Source organism: Phenylobacterium sp. (assembly GCF_020402505.1).
GTDB lineage: Bacteria > Pseudomonadota > Alphaproteobacteria > Caulobacterales > Caulobacteraceae > Phenylobacterium.
This window is the reverse complement of record NZ_JADBZL010000060.1, coordinates 23079-40017: the sequence shown is the minus strand read 5'-3', so window position 1 is coordinate 40017 and position 16939 is coordinate 23079. Positions and strand designations below refer to the sequence as shown.

At 70.7% G+C, this 16939-nt stretch carries 18 protein-coding genes; 3 read left to right on the top strand and 15 right to left on the bottom strand.

Features of this window, described 5'->3' with window-relative positions:
* From rnpA to IM632_RS05000, 8 genes are all read right to left on the bottom strand, one after another.
* Positions 1 to 357, bottom strand: a 357-nt coding sequence (gene rnpA / locus IM632_RS05035) for a ribonuclease P protein component (RefSeq protein ID WP_296552055.1), incomplete at its 3' end; no start/stop codon positions are given.
* A gap of 34 nt (positions 358 to 391) precedes the next feature.
* Complete coding sequence (gene rpmH, locus IM632_RS05030) at positions 392 to 526, bottom strand: 50S ribosomal protein L34 (protein WP_293513244.1); 135 nt, start codon at positions 524 to 526, stop codon at positions 392 to 394.
* Between the two features lie 93 nt (positions 527 to 619).
* Positions 620 to 1603 (bottom strand): NADPH:quinone oxidoreductase family protein, encoded by a 984-nt coding sequence (locus tag IM632_RS05025; protein WP_296480306.1) that lies wholly within the window; start codon positions 1601 to 1603, stop codon positions 620 to 622.
* A gap of 3 nt (positions 1604 to 1606) precedes the next feature.
* Entirely contained in the window at positions 1607 to 2659 is a 1053-nt protein-coding gene (locus IM632_RS05020; protein WP_296480309.1) for an alpha/beta hydrolase, read from the bottom strand.
* Positions 2656 to 3279: a TetR/AcrR family transcriptional regulator gene (locus tag IM632_RS05015; RefSeq protein ID WP_296480312.1), complete on the bottom strand. Its 624-nt coding sequence runs from the start codon at positions 3277 to 3279 to the stop codon at positions 2656 to 2658. Before IM632_RS05015 ends, IM632_RS05020 begins: the two co-directional genes overlap by 4 nt.
* Positions 3280 to 3337: 58 nt before the next feature.
* Entirely contained in the window at positions 3338 to 4993 is a 1656-nt protein-coding gene (locus tag IM632_RS05010) for a M28 family metallopeptidase (RefSeq protein WP_296480315.1), read from the bottom strand.
* 71 nt (positions 4994 to 5064) lie between these two features.
* Positions 5065 to 6051, bottom strand: coding sequence for a threonine/serine dehydratase (locus IM632_RS05005; protein ID WP_296480318.1), 987 nt, complete (start codon positions 6049 to 6051; stop codon positions 5065 to 5067).
* Complete coding sequence (locus tag IM632_RS05000; protein WP_296480321.1) at positions 6048 to 6464, bottom strand: VOC family protein; 417 nt, start codon at positions 6462 to 6464, stop codon at positions 6048 to 6050. The genes IM632_RS05005 and IM632_RS05000 overlap by 4 nt, the downstream gene beginning before the upstream one ends.
* 215 nt (positions 6465 to 6679) lie before the next feature.
* Between IM632_RS05000 and IM632_RS04995 the strand changes: the two genes are divergently transcribed.
* On the top strand, positions 6680 to 7969 hold the full coding sequence (locus tag IM632_RS04995) for an adenylosuccinate synthase (RefSeq protein ID WP_296480325.1): 1290 nt from the start codon (positions 6680 to 6682) through the stop codon (positions 7967 to 7969).
* Here IM632_RS04995 and IM632_RS04990 read toward each other — a convergent pair.
* Positions 7941 to 8999, bottom strand: coding sequence for a prolyl oligopeptidase family serine peptidase (locus tag IM632_RS04990; RefSeq protein ID WP_296480328.1), 1059 nt, complete (start codon positions 8997 to 8999; stop codon positions 7941 to 7943). The two genes, IM632_RS04995 and IM632_RS04990, sit on opposite strands and share 29 nt — an antisense overlap.
* Before the next feature lie 150 nt (positions 9000 to 9149).
* Between IM632_RS04990 and IM632_RS04985 the strand changes: the two genes are divergently transcribed.
* On the top strand, positions 9150 to 9923 hold the full coding sequence (locus IM632_RS04985) for a LytTR family DNA-binding domain-containing protein (protein ID WP_296480331.1): 774 nt from the start codon (positions 9150 to 9152) through the stop codon (positions 9921 to 9923).
* A 22-nt stretch (positions 9924 to 9945) separates the two neighbouring features.
* Here the strand turns inward: IM632_RS04985 and IM632_RS04980 are convergent, their stop codons facing one another.
* The 4 genes from IM632_RS04980 to IM632_RS04965 form a co-directional block, all read right to left on the bottom strand.
* Positions 9946 to 10536 (bottom strand): TetR family transcriptional regulator, encoded by a 591-nt coding sequence (locus IM632_RS04980; RefSeq protein WP_296480334.1) that lies wholly within the window; start codon positions 10534 to 10536, stop codon positions 9946 to 9948.
* A 16-nt stretch (positions 10537 to 10552) separates the two neighbouring features.
* Positions 10553 to 11851, bottom strand: a complete 1299-nt coding sequence (locus IM632_RS04975; RefSeq protein ID WP_296480337.1) for a cytochrome P450 — start codon at positions 11849 to 11851, stop codon at positions 10553 to 10555.
* A gap of 117 nt (positions 11852 to 11968) precedes the next feature.
* On the bottom strand, positions 11969 to 12856 hold the full coding sequence (rpoH, locus tag IM632_RS04970; RefSeq protein ID WP_296480339.1) for an RNA polymerase sigma factor RpoH: 888 nt from the start codon (positions 12854 to 12856) through the stop codon (positions 11969 to 11971).
* A 107-nt stretch (positions 12857 to 12963) separates the two neighbouring features.
* Entirely contained in the window at positions 12964 to 13980 is a 1017-nt protein-coding gene (locus tag IM632_RS04965; protein WP_296480342.1) for an RluA family pseudouridine synthase, read from the bottom strand.
* Positions 13981 to 14105: 125 nt separating this feature from the next.
* On the opposite strand from IM632_RS04965, the gene IM632_RS04960 reads away from it, so the two are divergent.
* Positions 14106 to 15770, top strand: a complete 1665-nt coding sequence (locus IM632_RS04960; RefSeq protein WP_296547580.1) for an alkaline phosphatase D family protein — start codon at positions 14106 to 14108, stop codon at positions 15768 to 15770.
* Positions 15771 to 15776: 6 nt separating this feature from the next.
* Here IM632_RS04960 and hisI read toward each other — a convergent pair whose 3' ends face one another.
* Positions 15777 to 16205 carry a phosphoribosyl-AMP cyclohydrolase gene (gene hisI, locus IM632_RS04955; RefSeq protein ID WP_296484906.1) on the bottom strand — a complete coding sequence of 143 codons (429 nt, stop codon included), beginning with the start codon at positions 16203 to 16205 and terminating at the stop codon, positions 15777 to 15779.
* 8 nt (positions 16206 to 16213) lie between these two features.
* Positions 16214 to 16840 (bottom strand): GTP cyclohydrolase I FolE, encoded by a 627-nt coding sequence (gene folE / locus IM632_RS04950; RefSeq protein ID WP_296484903.1) that lies wholly within the window; start codon positions 16838 to 16840, stop codon positions 16214 to 16216.
* Between the last annotated feature and the right edge of the window lie 99 nt (positions 16841 to 16939).

Below are 16939 nucleotides of genomic sequence, written 5' to 3'. Positions count from 1 at the left end.
GGCCGCGAGGCTTATCAGCGCGGTTTTCACGTCGTCAAGCAAACGCGGCCAGGGACGGGTCGGCGTTCCGCCCCGGGCGATCAGGACATAGTCGCATCCGGGGCGTCCAAGGACCGGAACGAGCAGGCGGGCGGCCTCGCGCAGGCGGCGCTTGGCCCGGTTGCGGACGACCGCCCCGCCGATCCGGCGGGTGGCGGTGAAGCCTACCCGGACGAGGTCGTCGCCGTCGGCGCGATCCCGGACCTGCATCAGGACAGCACCCCGGGCGCACGCGCGACCCTTGGCGACGGCGAGGAAGCCCGGACGGGTCCGGAGCCGTTCGAGACGGAGACTTGAGAGAGGGGCGGGTTCCTCCATCTGGAGGGCCCTGAGGTTCGCCTGCGTCGCCCGGTCAGGCGGTCAGGCGCTTGCGGCCCTTGGCCCGGCGGCGGGCGACGACCTTGCGGCCGTTCTTGGTGGCCATGCGGGCGCGCCAGCCGTGACGGCGCGCGCGCACGAGACGGGAGGGCTGAAAAGTGCGCTTCACGGGACCAACTCCGGGAGAAAACGAGGCGCGGGGAATAGGGGATGCCCGCCCCCCTGTCAATGGCGTCGGGGCGCGCCGGGCCAGGAGGAGCCCTCACAGGTCGGGGCGGATGATGGTCTTTCCCACGACGGTCCGCTCGGCCAGGGTGTCGAAGGCCTCCCGCCAGCCGTCCAGGGGGAACTCCCGGTCGACCCGCGGATGCATGGCGCCCTCGGCGGCCAGCTTCCAGATGGCCTCGTTGTTCTCGCGGCCCTTCTCGGGGAACCTCCGGCCGTACTCCCCGGCCCGCACCCCCATGACCGAGAAGCCCTTGATGAGGGCGTAGTTGACCGGGAGCACGGGCAGCCGGCCCGAGGTGAAGCCGATGGACAGGATGCGCCCGTCGAAGGCGATGCAGCGCACGCTCTCGTCGAAGACATCGCCGCCGACGGGATCGTAGATGACGTCCGCGCCGCGGCCACCGGTGATCTCCTTGACCCGGTCCTTGAAGCCCCGGGAGACGTTCACCACCGCATCGGGGGCGTATTCCTTCTCGATCACCGCCAGCTTGGCGTCGGAGGCCGAGGCGGCGATGACCCGGCAGCCGAGGTGCTTCGCCAGGTCGACGGCGGCCAGGCCCGTGCCCCCGGCGGCGCCATGCACCAGGACCCACTCCCCTGGCTGCACCTGGGCGCGGCGGACAAGGGCGACCCAGGCGGTCAGGTAGCAGACCTGGTAGCCGGCGGCCTGGCCGTAGGACAGGGCGTCGGGCTTGCGGTGCAGGGCCGCGGCGGGGCTGACGGCGTACTCGGCGAAGGCGCCCGTGCGCGAGCCCCCCGCCACGGCGTCGCCCGGCTTCCAGGCTGTGACGCCCTCGCCTACCGAGACGACGTCTCCGGCCATCTCCATGCCGGGGGTGAAGGGCACCGGCGGCTTGTGCTGGTGCTCGCCCCGGGTCTGCATGAGGTCGGGGAAGTTCACCGCCCCCGCCCGGACCTTGACCAGCACCTCCCCCGGCCCCGGAACCGGGTCGGGCAGGTCCTTGACCCGGCAGCCGGCGTACTCTGCGGCCAGTTCCTCGACGACGAGCGCACGCATGGGTCAGTCCTTCTGAAGGGGTTGGGAGAGCCGGGCGGCGACCAGGCCGGCGATCTCCCCGCAGGCCCGGCGGGCCTCCGGGACCACCCCGCCAAAGGCCGTGAAGCCGTGGACCAGGCTGTCATAGCGTCGGTAGTCCACCGGCACGCCGGCGGCGGCGAGACGGCGGGCGTAGGCCTCGCCCTGGTCGACCAGGGGATCGAAGCCGGCGGTGGCGATGACGGCGGGCGGCAGGCCGGACAGGTCACCGGTGCGACCTGGCGCATTGCGCGGATCGGCGGGATCTGCGCCGGGCGGGAGATAGTGGCCGACGAACCATTCCATCGTCGCCCGGTCCAGGGGAAAGGCGTCGGCGAAGGCCGTCATGGAGGGCGTCTCGCTGGCCAGGTCCACGCAAGGATAGACCAGCAACTGAAGGTCGGGTCCGGGTTCACCAATCCGCCGCATCTCCTGGGCCAGGGCGGCGGCGAACAGCCCGCCCATGGAGTCCCCGCCAATGGCTGCCCGCCCGGGGGGCGCGCCCAGGTCCCCGGCCTTGTCCCTGGCCCAGCGGAAGGCCGCCAGGACATCCTCGTATCCCGCCGGGAACCGGTGCTCGGGGGCCAGACGGTAATCCACGGACAGTACGGGTCCGCGCAGGGTCTCGGCCAGGCGACCGCAGAACGCCTCGGTGGTGTCGAGGTCGCCGATCACCCCGCCGCCCATGTGGGCGAAGACCAGGATGGGAACATCCGGCAATGGCCGTGAGGGCCGGTAGAGGCGGGCGGGCCGGTCACCCTCGCCGCCGGGAACCGTCAGGGCCTCGATGCGCACGCCGGAGGGCGGGGCCTCGGCGGTGGCGCGGAAGCCCGCGGAGCTGGCGCGGCGGGCCTCCTCAGGGGTCATGGCGCTCATCGGGCGACCCCGGCGCGCGCCGGCGGCGAGGAACTGCAGGCGGGGGTCGAGGGTCCGCCCCTCCCGGTAGGTGGCGACGCCGCCCGACAACAGGCGCAGCACCGGCGCCGGCAGGGACAGGATCCAGGACAGGATCGCCCGCTGTTGACCGGATCGGCTCACCGGGCCGCCTCGGCCAGGCCCGCCGTGCCGCGCAGGATCAGGGCCACGGCGAAGTCCGTCGCCGTCGCCGGGTCGATGGGGCGCCGGGCCAGCATCTTGCGGCCGACCTCCCGGGCCAGGCCGATGCAGGCGGCGGCCAGATAGTCGGCGTCCACGCCCCGCGCCCCGCCCCGCTCGGCCTCGTCGATGATGGACCGGCGGACCTCCTCGAACACGGCGGACATTTCGGGGGTCTCGCCCATGACGGTCAGGCCGGTCTCCCCCACCGGACGGCGGGCCATCCAGTTGTCGTGCTCGCTGGCCAGGAAGCCGTAATAGGCGCTGAGCGCGCCTCGGACGAACTCTGGCCAGGTCCGGGCGCGTTCACGCTGGGCCTTCAAGATCGGTGAGAAGCGGCGGGCGCCGTCCCGGGACAGGGCGGCGGCGACCTCCTCCTTCGAGCGGAAGTAGTTGTAGAAGGTCCCCGAGGCCAGGCCCGTGCGGCGGATGATGTCGCGCACGGTCACCGTCTCGAACCCCACCTCGCCGAACACCTCGCGCGCCGCATCGAGGATCGCCTGACGGTTCTGCGCCTTGGTGATCTCGCGCTTTCCGGCGGGGGCGTAGGCGGTGTCGGGCATGGACCGGCTCAAAAGATGACGCGCGTCACCATAGGGCATGGCGAGCGCCCGTCGACCCCTATCGCCTCTGGGTCGCGGTTGCGGCGCGGACGGCGCGGAATTCCGAGCCCGCCTTCCAGTCGGGCCAGCGGCGCGAATTGGCGAGCTCACGGCCGAGGTCGTAGAGCAGGCCGCCGTCCTGGGCCGCCCCGGTCAGGTTCCAGTCGGGCGACCATTCGTCAGCGGGCTGATGGTAGCGAAAGGTTGTGTAGTCCCTGGCCAGGGCCTCGCCCCGGGCCCGACCGCCCTCGACCAGGTCCTGGCCGGAGCCGAAGGAGATGGCCGGCACGCCGCGCTTGGCGAAGGGGAAATGGTCCGAACGGAAGAAGTAGCCGGCGCCCGGATTGGGATCCGGCGTATAGGCCCGGCCGCGCTTGGCGCCCAGGGCCACAAGGTCGTCCTGCAGGGTCAGGGGCGCGTCGCCCGAGGTCGTGAAATCCCGGGCCGGGCCGGATGTGGAGGCGCCGTCCATGTTGATCACCCCCGCCGTCGTCGCCAGCGGATAGAGGGGGTTGGCGGCATAGTACTCCGAGCCCAGCAGGCCCCGCTCCTCGGCGGTCACCGCCAGGAAGACCACCGAGCGATCCGGCGCCAGCGCGCGGGCGTACTGACGTCCGACCTCCAGCAGGGAGGCGATCCCCAGGGCGTTGTCCTGGGCGCCATTGTAGATCCGGTCGCCCCTGGCGTCCGGCACGCCCACGCCCAGATGGTCCCAGTGGGCCGTGTAGATGACGGTCTCGTCGGCATGGCGGCGCCCCGGCTTCCGCGCGACGACGTTCTTCGAGATGATCTTCTGCGCCCGGACGGCGTAGTCGGTGGAGAAGGTCACCCCGGTCAGCTCGACAGGGCGGAAGTCCCGGGTCTGAGCCTTGGCCTTAAGCGCCTCGAAGTCGAGGCCCGCCGCCTTGAACAGGTCCACCGTCGCGTCGCGCTGAATCCAGCCCTCCAGGGGCGCATGGGCCTCGCCGGGATTGGCGCGGATGATGTCGAAGAGGGTGCTGGTGTTGGAGTTTTTCACCGTCGCCCACCCGTAGGACGCCGGATCGGTCTCGTGGATCACCAGGAAGCCGACCGCCCCACGCCGGGCGGCCTCCTCGAACTTGTAGGTCCAGCGGCCGTAATAGGTCATGGCCTTGCCGCCGAAGTCGCCCTGTCCGGTCTCGAAGTCGGGGTCGTTGATCAGCACCAGGCCGATCTTGCCCTTCATGTCGAGGCCCTTGAAGTCGTCCCAGTTCCGCTCGGGCGCGGTCACGCCATAGCCGATGAAGACGATGGGAATGTCCTTCAGGGTCAGTCGGTCGATACCTGTCTGGGCGGCGCGGATGGCGACCTGTTCGCCCTGTGTCCAGGTCCGGGTCTGGCCGGCGACATTGACGCTGACGGCCACCGGCCCTTCGGTGTCGAACCGGGCCAGGGGCACATCCTGGGTCCAGGCCCGGGTCCCGTCCGTCTGCAGGTCGCCGCCGGGCTTGAGGCCGAAGCTTTTGAACTGCTCGACGAGGTAGGCCACGGTCTTGCGTTCGCCCTCGGTGTCCGGGGCCCGGCCCTCGAAGGCGTCGTCCGACAGCACCCTCACATGCTGGGTCAGGCGGGCCGGATCCAGGTCCGCCGCCAGGGCGGGAGCGGAAATCAAAAGGGCCGACAGGCCGGCCAGGAGGGTGCGCTTGAGGGTCATTCAGGTCCCCTTGGAGAGAAGGCTGGAGGGGTGATTACCCCCTGGCGCCGGCTTCCGCCAGAAGCGCTGCGTCAGATTTCCCGCCTCAGCACCCGGGCGAAGAGGTCCGGGTCGACATTGCCCCCGGACAACACCAGGCCCACGCAGGCGCCGGGCGCCGCCTCCGGGACCTTAGCCGCCATCAGGGCCGCGAGACCGACGGCGCCGCCAGGCTCCACCACCAGCTTGAGGGTGGAGACGGCCAGCCGCATGGCCTCGGCCACCTCGGCGTCGTTCACCGTCACGATGGCCGACAGGCGCTCCCTCAGGATCGGGAAGGTCAACTCCCCCGTCGACGGGGTCTCCAGGGAATCGCAGAGGGTCCGCACGGTCGGCGCCGCCGTCTCGCGCCGGCCGCTGACCAGGGACCGGCGGGCGTCGTCATAGAGTTCGGGCTCGACCCCCACGATCCGGGTCTTCGGCGACAGGGTCTGCACCGCCAGGGCCACCCCCGCCATCAGTCCGCCGCCGCCCACCGGGCCGACAACCAGGTCCAGCTCCGCCCCCAGGGCCTGCACCTGCCGGGCCAGCTCCAGCCCCGCCGTGCCCTGCCCCGCAATGATGTCGGGGTCATCGTAGGCCGGCACGATCACCGCGCCCCTCTCTTCCGCCAATCGGGCGGCGATCGCCTCCCGGCTCTCGGTCATGCGGTCATAGAAGACCACCTCGGCGCCGTAGCCGCGGGTGGCCGAGACCTTCACCGCGGGGGCGTCGGCCGGCATGACGATCACCGCCGGCATGTCCAGAAGCCGGGCGGCCAGGGCCACCCCTTGCGCATGATTGCCCGAGGAAAAGGCCACCACCCCGCGAGGGCGGTCGGCGGGGGCGATCTGCGACAGGCGGTTGTAGGCGCCGCGGAACTTGAAGGCCCCCACCCTCTGCAGGGTCTCGGGCTTGATCAGCACCCGCAGGCCCAGCCTCTCGTTCAGGGCCGGGCTCTCGATCAGCGGCGTGACCACGGCCTGGCCCGCCAGCCGCTTCGCCGCCGCCTCGATGTCGGCGAAGGCGGGCACGCTCACCGGGCGAAGATCCTGGCGTCGTCGGCGAAGGCCTTGAACTCCAGGGCGTTGCCGGAGGGGTCGAGGAAGAAGAGGGTCGCCTGCTCGCCGGGCTGGCCCTGGAAGCGGATCTGGGGCGGGATGATGAAGTCCACCCCCGCCGCCTCCAGCCGGTCAGCGAGCGCCCGCCAGGACGCCAGGTCCAGGATCACCCCGAAATGGCGGACGGGCACGTCCTCGCCGTCCACGGGATTGGTCGCGACACCCTCCGGCGCGGCCGCCAGGTGGGCGACGATCTGGTGGCCGTGAAAGTCGAAGTCCACCCAATCCGGGCTCGACCGCCCCTCGGCGCAGCCCAGGAGGCCGCCATAGAAGGCCCGGGCCTCGGCGAGGTCGCGGACGGGAAAGGCGAGGTGGAAGCGAGGTCTGTCCATGGTTCCGTCCTAGCGCCCGGAGACCGACGGCTCCAGACCAAAACCCCTTGACGTCGGCCCCGCCCGCCTGTCTATCCCCCGCGGACCGGAAGCCCGGCGCGACCTGCGCCGCCTCGGGTCCAGACATTGCAGACCCTCCCCCCGCCGAGCGCCTGTCGAAGGGCGGGAACGGAGTCGCCGGCAGGCGGCGGACGCATATCTGACAGGATCACATCATGGGCAACGTCACCGTCATCGGCGGCCAGTGGGGCGACGAGGGCAAGGGCAAGGTCATCGACTGGCTGGCCGACCGTGCGGACGTGGTCGTCCGCTTCCAGGGCGGCAACAACGCCGGCCACACCATCGTGGTGGGCGACAAGACCTACAAGCTCTCCCTCCTTCCCTCGGGCGTGGTGCAGGGCAAGCTCAGCATCATCGGCAACGGCGTGGTGGTGGACCCCTGGTCGTTGATGGACGAGATCGGCCGCGCCCGGGCCCAGGGCCTCGAGGTCACGCCGGACGTCCTGGTCCTGGCCGACAACGCCACGGTGATCCTGCCCCTGCACCGCGATCTCGACCAGGCGCGGGAAGCCCGGGCCGGCGCTGGCAAGATCGGCACCACGGGCCGGGGTATCGGCCCGGCCTACGAGGACAAGGTCGGCCGCCGGGCCATCCGCTTCGCCGACCTCTCCGACCGCGAGGCCCTGGAGACCAAGATCGAGCGCCTGCTGGCCCACCACGGCGCTCTGCGCGCGGGCCTCGGCCTCTCCCCCGTCACCCCCGCCGACATCCTCGCCCAGCTGGCGGAGATCACGCCCCAGGTCGCCCCCTTCGTGAAGCCCGCCTGGCGAATCCTCGGCGACCAGATCCGCGCCGGCCGGCGGGTCCTGTTCGAAGGGGCCCAGGCCACCCTGCTGGACGTCGACCACGGCACCTATCCCTATGTGACCAGCTCCAACACCGTCGCCGGACAGGTGGCGGCGGGCTCGGGCGTGGGTCCCCAGGCCGGGGGCTATGTCCTGGGCATCGTCAAGGCCTACACCACCCGGGTGGGCGAGGGCCCCTTCCCCACCGAACTGCACGACGAGATCGGCGCCCGCCTGGGCGAGCGCGGGCACGAGTTCGGCACGGTCACCGGCCGGCCTCGCCGCTGCGGCTGGTTCGACGCCGCCCTGGTGCGCCAGTCGGTCCGGGTCGGCGGGGTCCAGGGCATCGTCCTGACCAAGCTGGACGTCCTCGACGGGATCGAGACCCTGAAGATCTGCACCGGCTACACCCTCGACGGCCAGCCGGTGGATTACCTGCCCGCCGGCCTGCGCGATCAGGCGCGTCTGGTCCCGGTGTACGAGGCGATCGAAGGCTGGACCGACAGCACCCAGGGCGCCCGCTCCTGGAAGGACCTGCCCGGCGCGGCGGTGAAGTACGTCCGTCGGATCGAGGAGCTGGTCGGCGCGCCGGTGGCCCTGTTGTCCACCAGCCCTCAGCGCGACGACATCATCATGATGCGGGACCCCTTCCTGGATTGACGCCGCCCGCCCTCACTGGAGCGGCGTCCGGCGACGACGCGGCCAGGTGCGCCTTGAAGAACCGGATCACCTCCCGGCCAAAGGTTTCGTGGAAGGCGGCCCGGTCGAATCCCGGCGTCGGGGCGCAGATCGCCCGTGCGAACAGTTTCAGTTCGGTCGAGCATGGCGGCATGAAGTCAAAATGACCCGCGCCCTCGACCCGGAAGAATTCGGGCGGGTTCGGCAGGGCCGCGCGCACTGGCTCGACATACTCGGGTGCCGGCAGGATCTGGTCTGAGCCGGCCTGCCACAGCTGGACCGGCTGGGTGACGGCGGCAAGACCGCGCCCTGCGAAGGTGAAGCCGAGGGCCGGGGCGGCGACCACCAGGGCCCTGATCCTCGGATCGGTTGGGATTGCAAGGGGGTTTCCGCCGGCCGGACCTGCCGGAACGGCGTGCTGGCTGACCAATCGGCAGTCGAAATTGTCGGGGTGGGTTCGACAGTGGTCGGTCATTCGGGTCAGGTCCGGTCGTCCCCCCGCCGCCGCCAGGACGGTGAACCCGCCGGCGGAGTATCCGAAGGCGCCGATCCGACGGGGGTCGATCCCGGCGCGACCGTCCCATCGCGTCAGCATGAAGTCGATCAGGGCTGAGACCTGGCGGGTGCGCCCGGCGAGGTCGGTCGACCGGCTCTGGTCGCGCCAGTTATCCCCGGTGTGGGTCAGGGCGGCGACGACAAATCCCGCGCGGGCGAGGGCCTGAGCGGTCGCCATGTGACTGCGGAAATCGCCTCCGGTCCCATGCGAGATCACAATCAACGGTCGCAGCCTCGGCGACGCCTCGGCCGGACTCCAGATCCCCACCTCGATGTCGGGTTGGTCGCCGTCCGGCGCCTGAACCCGGGTGAAGACGACGGCGTCCCTTGCGGCCGTGGGGGCCGCCTGAGGAGCGGCCTGGGCCGACCCCAGGACGAGGGCGGCGGCGGGAACCAGACCGGCCGTCACCAGGGCGGCGAGGGCCAGGCCGGCGAAGAGTCTTGAGCGTGTGGACATGGGCGGATCTTTCGAGAACAAGAGGACGATGGGGCGGATCTTCGAATGCAGACCCTGCGGCCTCGCCAGCGGAGATGGGCGAACGGGCGAACGGGTTCGCAGACCGGCGAGCGGTCCGCCCCCCCGAAACGCCAGGGACCGGAGGCCAGCATGTCGTGGGGAAGGGTAGGGGCGGTCCTGCGGCGTCCGGCGGTGGCGGCCGTCGCCGCCTCCACCGCCTGCGGCCTGATCCTCGGCGTCCTCGGACCCTTCGGCAGCTATCTGAACGGCGCCCCGGCTCAAAGGATCGGGTACTGGCTGGTCTGTGTCTGGGGCGGATCCCTGACCTTCGGCCTCTGCGTGCCGGCCCTGGCCCGGTGGGCCCAGGCCCGACGTCTGCCGGTCTGGCTCTGGGCGCCGCCCGCCGTCGCCCTCCTGTCCCTGGCGCCGGCCGCCCTCAGTCGACTCCTCGCCCTCAGACTCTGGCCGGTCGTCAGCCAGGTCTCCGCAGGGGAGTGGTACGGCCAATGCCTGGCGATCAGCACCGTGGCGACCCTCGCCATCCTGGGGTTCACCCAGCGACGGTCCGTCGACGCGTCCGGCCCGGAGTCCACCGCCGCCGACCCCCGCGACCGCCTGCCCGCCCGCCTCGGGCGGGATGTGCTCTGCCTGCAGGTGGAGGATCACTATGTGCGGGTGCACACGCCCCACGGCTCCGCCCTGGTGCTGATGTCCCTGGCCCAGGCCATGGCCGGCCTGAAGGATGTGGAGGGCGTGCAGACTCACCGGTCCTGGTGGGTGGCCCGGGGCGCCATCACCGGTGTGATCGAGGATGGCCGCAATCTGCGCCTTCGGCTGACCGGGACCCTGGAGGCGCCGGTCTCCCGCTCGCGCGTGGGCCGGCTTCGGGAGGAGGGCTGGCTGGATCCGGGATCCGCCGTCTGACGGTGGTCCCGTCCCGGTCGGTTCACGCCGCCCCGATCACCCCTTCGATCACCGCAGTGACGCGCTCGACGAAGGCGGTGCGCTCGGCGCCCTCCAGGGCGGCGCCGCGGATCAGGCGCTCGACCAGGAAGCCGATATAGATGGCCGCCAGCACGCGGGCCCGCTCCTGGCCGGCCGCGTCGCCCAGCCAGTCGCGGATGGGGGCGAGGAAGCGCTCCTGCACCGCACGGCCCAGCAGGGGCGCCGTGGTGGGCGAGGTCGCCGCCTGCAGCAGGAACTGGAAGGTCCGGGTCCGAGGATCGGCGATATCGGCGGCGCCGGCCATCATCTCGGCCACGTCCCGGGAAAAGCGGCTGCGGTCCCAGTCGCGCAGGCGGTCGGGGGCGATGGTCGCCTTGAGGGCCTCGGTGAACAGGCCCTCTTTGCCGCCGAAATAGCGCGGGATCAGGGCCACGTCCGACCCCGCCAGGGCGGCGATGTCGCGCAGGGACGTCCGGTCGTATCCCGTCACGGCGAAGGCGCGCTTCGCCGCCTCGAGGATGGCCGCGCGGGTCGCCCGGGCGTCGCGGCGCCGTGGCGCGACAAGATGCGCCGGTTCGGCCAGGTCGGTCATCCGGTTGGCTCCCGGCTTAGTTCCGGGCCGGGATGATGACCGGCAGGGTCTCGAACCCATGGACGAAGTTCGAGAAGTTACGGACCGGCTCACCTGAGACCCGAATCTCGGGGAAGCGCTTGAGGATCTCTTCCCAGATGATGGTCAGCTGAAGCTCAGCGACGCGGTTGCCCACGCAGCGGTGCACGCCGAAGCCGAAGGACATGTGATGCCGGGACTGGTCGCGGTCGATGATGTAGGCGTTGGGGTTGTCGATCTCGTCCTCGTCGCGGTTGCCCGAGAGGTACCACATCACCACCCGGTCGCCGGCCTTGATGGTCTTGCCGCCCAGTTCGAAGTCGGTCTTGGCCACCCGCGACATGTGCGCCAGGGGGGTCTGCCAGCGGATGGTCTCCGAAACCATGGACGGGATCAGGGCCGGGTTGGCCCGCAGCTTGTCGTACTGGGCGGGGAACTGGTTCAGGGCCACGACGCTGCCGGAGATGGTGTTGCGGGTGGTGTCGTTGCCGCCGACGATCAGCAGGATGACGTTCCCGCGATAGGTGTCGCGGTCCATGTCCCGGGTGGCCGGGTTGTGCACCAGCATGGAGATCAGGTCGGCGGACGGCTCGGCGTTGACCTTCTGGTTCCACAGCTCCTCAAAGGCCATGAAGCACTCCGTCAGGGCCTGGAACTTGTGCTCCCAGCTCTTCACCGGGCCATGACCGGGCGGGTTGGTCACCATGTCCGACCAGTAGGTCAGCTTGCGACGGTCCTCGAAGGAGAAGTCGAACAGGGTCGCCAGGGTCATGGCGGTCAGTTCTTTCGACACCAGGTCGACCCAGTCGAACTCCTTGCCGATGGGCAGGGAGTCGAGGATCAGGCCGGCCCGCTCCCGGACGATGGGCGCCATGCGCTGCAAGTTGGCCGGCGCCACGGTGGGGCTGACCGCCTTGCGCTGCACGCCGTGCTCGGGCTCATCCATGGTGATGAAGCCGGCGCCGCCGCCGGTGCGCGGCCGGGCCAGCTCGCCCAGCACCTTCTGCTGTTCAGCCAGGGCCACCAGGTTGGGCAGGGTGATGCCCTGGGCCGAGGAAAAGATCTCGTGGTTGGTGTCCACCGCCATGATGTCCTTCCACCGGGTCACCGACCAGTAGGGCCCGAAGTCGCTTTCGGCGGTGAAGTGGACGGGGTCCTCGCGCCGCAGGCGGGCGAAGACCGGAAGGATGGCGTCCTTCTGGAACCGGTCGGCGCGGCCGGGGTTCAGGAGCTCCAGCGGGGTCTCGTTGGCCTCGCGGATGGCCTCGTCGGTGTCGATCCTGACGGCGATATTCATAGCGGTCTCCCTCGCGGGGCCGCTCTCATCCGGGGCCTCCCGCAGGGCGGAACCTGCGCCTGGCCCAACGCCATGTCAATGCGTGTTGACTTGCGCCGCCGCCGCCCGGCGAGCCCGTCAGGACTCGACCAGGTTCTTCTCGCGGGCTGAGGCGATCATCGCCTTTTGCAGCTTCTCGAAGGCCCGCACCTCGATCTGGCGCACCCGCTCGCGGCTGACCCCGTACTGGGAGGCCAGGTCCTCGAGGGTGGTGGGGTCATCCTTCAGCCGGCGCTCGGTCAGAATGTGCCGCTCGCGGTCGGTCAGCTCGGTCATGGCCGCTTCCAAGAGGCTCATCCGCTGGGTGTGCTCCTGGTCCTCGGCGACCTGGGTCTCCTGGCTGACGGCGCCGGTATCCTCCAGCCAGTCCTGCCACTCGCTCTCGCCGTCCACCCGCATGGGGGCGTTAAGGGAGGCGTCGGGCCCGGACAGCCGGCGGTTCATGGAGACGACCTCGGACTCCTCGACCCCCAGCTTGGTGGCGATCAGTTCGACCTGGTCGGGATGCAGGTCGCCCTCCTGGAAGGCCGAGATGGCGCTCTTGGCCTTGCGCAGGTTGAAGAACAGCTTTTTCTGCGAGGCGGTGGTGCCCATCTTCACCAGGCTCCAGGAGCGCAGGATGTACTCCTGGATCGAGGCGCGGATCCACCACATGGCGTAGGTGGCGAGGCGGAAGCCCTTGTCCGGCTCGAACTTCTTGACCGCCTGCATCAGGCCGACATTGCCCTCGGAGATCACCTCGCCGATGGGCAGGCCATAGCCGCGATAGCCCATGGCGATCTTGGCCACGAGCCGCAGGTGGCTGGTGACCAGCCGGTGCGCCGCCTTCGGATCCTCATGTTCCCGCCAGCGCTTGGCCAGCATGAACTCCTCATCCTTGGTGAGCATGGGGAACTTGCGAATCTCGGTCAGGTAGCGCGACAGACCGCCTTCGGGGGTCATCACGGCCAGAGCGTTCGCGGACATCGGTCGGTTTCCTCCAGACGGGAGGACGGTAAAGACCCACCCCCCAGGTCGGATTTCACCTAGTGAACGAAAGCGGCGGCTTCAAGGCGAAGCCCGGCGGCGGCCGGTTACAAATCCGACAGGCGCGCTTCCAGGGCGGACATGTCCGGCGGCGGGTCGGACTCGAACCTCAGTCGCGCCCCGGTCACAGGATGGACGAAGCCCAGCACGGCCGCATGCAGGGCCTGCCGGGCGAGGCCGGAGTCGCGCAGGGCCTCCCGCACCGGAGCCGCAGGGGCGCCGGACCCATAGACGGGATCGCCCAGGCAGGGGCATCCCAGCGAGGCCATGTGGACCCGGATCTGGTGGGTGCGCCCGGTCTCCAGCCGGCAAACGAGCCTCGCCGCCAGCGGCGCGCCGGCCGGACCGAAGGTGCGCTCGGTCCGGTAGTGGGTGACGGCCTCCCGGCCGCCTGTCTTCATCACCGCCATCTTCATCCGGTCGTGGGCCGAGCGGCCGATCCGGGTCCGGATTTCCCCAGTCGGGGGTCGAGGGGCGCCTCGCACCAGGGCGATATAGCTGCGCTCGATGTCATGGGCGGCGAAAAGGGCGGCCAGGCCCCGATGGGCGGCGTCGGTCTTGGCCGCGACCATGACGCCGGAGGTCTCCTTGTCCAGCCTGTGCACGATGCCGGGTCGGGCCACCCCGCCGATCCCGGAGAGGGAGGCGCCGCAGTGGTGCAGCAGGGCGTTGACCAGGGTCCCGTCCGGAACTCCGGGACCGGGATGGACCGCCATGCCGGCGGGCTTGTCCACCACGATAAGGTCCGCGTCCTCGAACAGGATCTCCAGGGGAATGTCCTGCGGCTCGGGAAGGGCCGCCGCCGGGGCCGGGACCGCGACCCGGTAGGTCCCGGACGCCGCCCGGCCCGAAGGGTCCGTCACCGCCGCGCCGTCGCGGGTGACCGCGCCGGCCTCCATCAGGGCCCTCAGCCGGGCCCGCGACAGCTGCGGCAGGGCGTCGGCGAGGGCCCGGTCCAGGCGCCCCGCCGCGCCGGCCGCCAGGACAGCCTCCAGGATCTCGCCGCCGGACGCGGCCCCCGGCTCGTCTTCGTCGAATCCATCGGGTGTCCCGGACGCGGCCATGGGGCATGATCCCGACTCCGGGGAGGCGTGCAAGGCCTGGGCTCTCGACACAGGTTCGTCATCGGGCTTGTCTAGGAGTAGACATCTGGGGTCGCCGGACCTGGCGGCGGGGGGAGACCAAGACAATGCGCATCGATCGTCGCCGGGCCCTGGCCCTGTTTGGAGCGGGCACCGCCGCCGTCCCGGGGCCGGCTGCGGCCCAGGACCAGAGGGTGAGGTTTGACCACGGGGTGGCCTCCGGGGATCCCACCGCCGACCGGGTCATCCTCTGGACCCGGATCACCCCCATGGACCCCTCCTCTGGATCCATCGCCTATGAGTGGAGTCTCAACCCGGTAGACCGTATGGCCGGCGGGGCGAAGTCGGGCCGGGGAACAACCTCCGCAGCCCGCGACTTCACGGTCAAGGTCGATGTCGGCGGCCTGGACCCGGGCCGGGCCTACACTTTTTCCTTCACCTCGAACGGCGTGACCTCGCCCATGGGCCGCACCCGCACCCTGCCCGAGGGTCCGGTCGAGGACGCCGTCCTGGCCATCGCCTCCTGCGCCCTCTACCCGGGCGGCTATTTCAACGCCTACCAGGCCATCGCCGACCTGCCCCGGGTGGACGCCGTGCTGCACCTGGGAGACTACATCTACGAATACGCCGCCGACGGCTATGGGGCGGAGACCGGCAAGAGGCTGGACCGCCTGGTTCGCCCGGCCCACGAGATCGTCACCCTCTACGACTATCGTACCCGCCACGCCCAGGTGAAGACCGATCCCCAGCTCCAGGCCGCCCACGCCCGGGCCCCCTGGATCGTTGTCTGGGACGATCACGAGACCGCCAACAACGCCTGGGTGGGCGGGGCCGAGAACCACGAGAAGGACGAAGGCTCCTGGAACCGGCGCAAGGCCGCCGCCATCAAGGCCTATTACGAGTGGATGCCGATCCGCGAGCCGGACGGCGGCGGCTTCTCCATCAACCGGGCCTTCGAGTTCGGCGACCTCGCCACCCTCTTCATGCTCGAGACCCGCATTACGGCGCGGGACGAGCAGCTGGATTACGCCGTGGACCTGAACGGACCTGACGGCAAGCCCGACGTCGCCCGCTTCCGGAAGCGTCTGGCCGACCCGGACCGAAGAATGGTGGGCCCTGCCCAGGCCGACTGGCTGCGGCGCGGCCTCGCCAACTCGGTCCGGACGGGCCGGACCTGGCAGGTCCTCGGCAACGAGGTGGTCATGGCGAGGGTTGGCGTGCCGGACCTCCGCGCCGTCCTGGGCCCGGAAAAGTTCGCCGAGGCCACGGCCGGCCTGGGTCCCGACGGGGTCCGCCGCATCGACCGTATGACGGGGATCTCGAAGCTGGGCCTGCCCTACGGCCTCGACATGTGGGACGGCTATCCCGCCGACCGCCAGCGCCTTTACAGCCTGATCCAGAGGGCCAAGGCCAACGCCGTGGTCGTGTCCGGCGACAGCCACGCCTTCTGGGCCAATGAACTGTATGACGCTCCTGAGGGCGGCAACCGGGTGGGGGTGGAGTTCGGCACGACCGCCATCACCAGCCCGGGCGTCGGCGATATCCTGGCCGGCGTGCCCGTCGGCCAGGTCATGGCCGACGCCAACCGGGAGGTGGTCTATTCCGACCAGTCGGCCAAGGGCTTCGTCCTCCTCACCCTGGGACGCAAGGAAGGCAAGGCCGAGATGGTCGCCGTCTCCACCATCCTGGACACGACCTTCACGACCAGCGTCCTCAAGACCTTCACCTTCGCTCCCGGCCCCGACGGGGTATCGGGGCTCGCAGAGGCCTGAGGCGGCTCAGCCGGCTTCGCGGTCCGGGCCGGCGCCGGGGACGGGAACGAGGCCGGCGCCGTCCGCCGTCACGCTGCGGAAGAAGCAGGTGCGGGCGCCCACATGGCAGGCGCCGCCGTCGCCCTGGGGTCGGACCCGCAGAAGGACGGCGTCCTGGTCACAATCGATCCGCACCTCCTCAACGACCTGGACCTGGCCCGAGGTCTCGCCCTTCTTCCAGAGGGCCTGGCGGGAACGGCTGAAATAGACGGCCTCGCCGGAGGCCAGGGTGGCGCGCAGGGCCTCGGCGTTCATCCAGGCCAGCATCAGCACCTCGCCCGTCTCAGCGTGCTGGGCGATGGCGGCGATCAGGCCGTCGGGGCCGAAGCGGGGGGCCAGAACGTCGCCGGTCTCCAGCGCCTCGATCGAGGGGGCCGCGGGGAAGTCGGCGGTCATGGCGGCTCCTACCTGCGGTTGGCGAAGTCCAGGAAGCGCTGACGCAGCCCATCGTCTGTCTTGAAGACCCCGGTGAACTGGGTCGTGATCGTCGAGACGTGCCGGTGGTGCAGGCCGCGCGTGGTCATGCACTGGTGGGCGGCGTCGACGAGAACCGCCACGCCCGCCGGGCGCAGGCTGTCGTTGATGGCGTTGGCGATCTGCTGGGTCAGGGTCTCCTGGTTCTGGAGACGTCGGGCGAAGATGGTCACCACCTTGGCCAGCTTGGAGATGCCCACGACCCGGTTGGTCGGCATGTAGGCCACATAGGCCTTGCCCAGGAAGGGCGCCATGTGGTGCTCGCAGTGGCTCTCCACTTCGATGTCCCGCAGCATGACGATGTCGTCATAGCCCTGGACGTCCTCGAAGGTCTTGGACAGTTCCTTCGCCGGGTCCTGGCGGTAGCCCTCGAACCAGTCCTGGTAGGCGTCGATGACCCGCTTGGGGGTGTCGATCACGCCCTCGCGGCGGGGATCGTCGCCCGCCCAGGCGATCAGGGTGCGGACGGCCTCCATGGCCTCCTCGCGGGTCGGCCGGCGCAGGGGTTCGAGGCCTGCAGGCACGGCGGCGGCGTTGGAGTCGGCGGAAGCGGCCATGGGATCATCCTTCACGCGCCGCGCGGCGGGTCGGGGGCGTCCCCAAAGTCCTTGGCCCGCCGGACGGCCAGACTGTATACGGGAGCCGCCCCGCCGGGG